This is a genomic window from Parendozoicomonas verongulae, from assembly GCF_009711465.1.
Classification (GTDB): Bacteria; Pseudomonadota; Gammaproteobacteria; order Pseudomonadales; family Endozoicomonadaceae; genus Sansalvadorimonas; species Sansalvadorimonas verongulae.
In genome coordinates this window covers 1-1,298 of record NZ_SMME01000544.1, presented here as the reverse complement: position 1 = coordinate 1,298, position 1,298 = coordinate 1, and the positions used below count along the sequence as shown (strand labels likewise).

At 46.1% G+C, this 1,298-nt stretch carries 1 protein-coding gene; it reads left to right on the top strand.

Annotated elements, in window-relative coordinates; all coding sequences use genetic code 11:
• Nucleotides 1-232: 232 nt before the first annotated feature.
• On the top strand, nucleotides 233-1,298 hold a 1,066-nt coding region (locus tag E1189_RS01390; RefSeq protein ID WP_155158316.1), incomplete at its 3' end, for a hypothetical protein.

The window sequence follows — 1,298 nt, the reverse complement described above, 5'->3', positions numbered from 1 at the left end:
TGATTTGCATATCCACTATGCCGTTGATGGGCATGATAAACATATTCCATCCGGCTGGAATGCAGCCCAATATGTGGATAAGGATCTGCAAACCTCAAAAAGGCTGTTCACGGTTGTTCATGGTGGAGTCAGCAGCATCAGTTGGGATTTTTCTGACCCTACCCCTCAAGCTCTGACACTTTATGGTATCAGTGGTACAAGGTTAACAAACGCTCCGGGCACGACTTACCAAATGCCTTATGTGCTGCGTTATGCGTTTGAACCACATATGGACTTATTGGCTTTACGTGCACCGGAATCATCAACAAAAGCTCCTTACATCGCATTTGTGAAGCCAAAACCCAATGCTGAGGTGAGCTGGGTTATGGTGAGGGGATCGGTTCCTCGGAATTATAATCGAGACCCACACCCCAAGGACTTTCTGGAAATTTCGGAGGTTCATGATGGGTATTATCATTCACCCAATTCTTACTTCCCTTTGGAATGGGAGCAGTCAAAAACAGTTTGGGATAGAGGTGTGGGCGCAACGACTTTGACCCTGCATCCTGCAGCGCACTTGCTTAAGAGCTTTTATCAGCAGCTTCAACCAAAATCATATCCAGCCATTACGACAGCCTCCGATTCCAATGATCGGTCAAAGAGGCAGCGTATCGCTATAGTAGATCGAAGGTTGCCCGACAGGGATTTGTATAGAGCAGCCTATATGGCAGGTGTTGAATGGAGGATTTTGGAACAGTGGGTTCGCAATAAAGACCGAAACAGCCTCATCCAGGCGCTGCTTGATATTCCATTACCACTCATTAAAGCCGGGCTAAAGGCAATAGGCCATATAAAGATATCTAATGATGTCTTCGGGGATGTTGAAGATCTTACCGATTATGAGCAACGGTTGGCCTATAGAACCTTTCTGCAAGGGCAGGGGCTTACGGGTGATTTTATAAGTCGCCATGCCATCTACAGATTTTCTGGGTGGGTAACAGACATCAGCTATGTCATGTATATGATTGAAAGTCATATTATACCCAACTCACTGGCTGAGCGTATTGCCGGGAGTGGGAATGAGGTTATAGAAATCTTTGAGCGCTATCGATACAAAAGTGCAATGACCCTGAAGAGAATGTCCTATGTTTTTACTGAGATTGCACACTTGCCATCTCCTCTGCAGTTACTTATTGAGCAACAGAGAGTGAGAGAGTGGGATGATGTGAAACCGGCAGAGTCTGAGCAGTTGCCATCACAGACTGTAGATTTCCCTCAAATGCCTTCGCCAACTATTACTATGGGCTTCCCCCAACCCT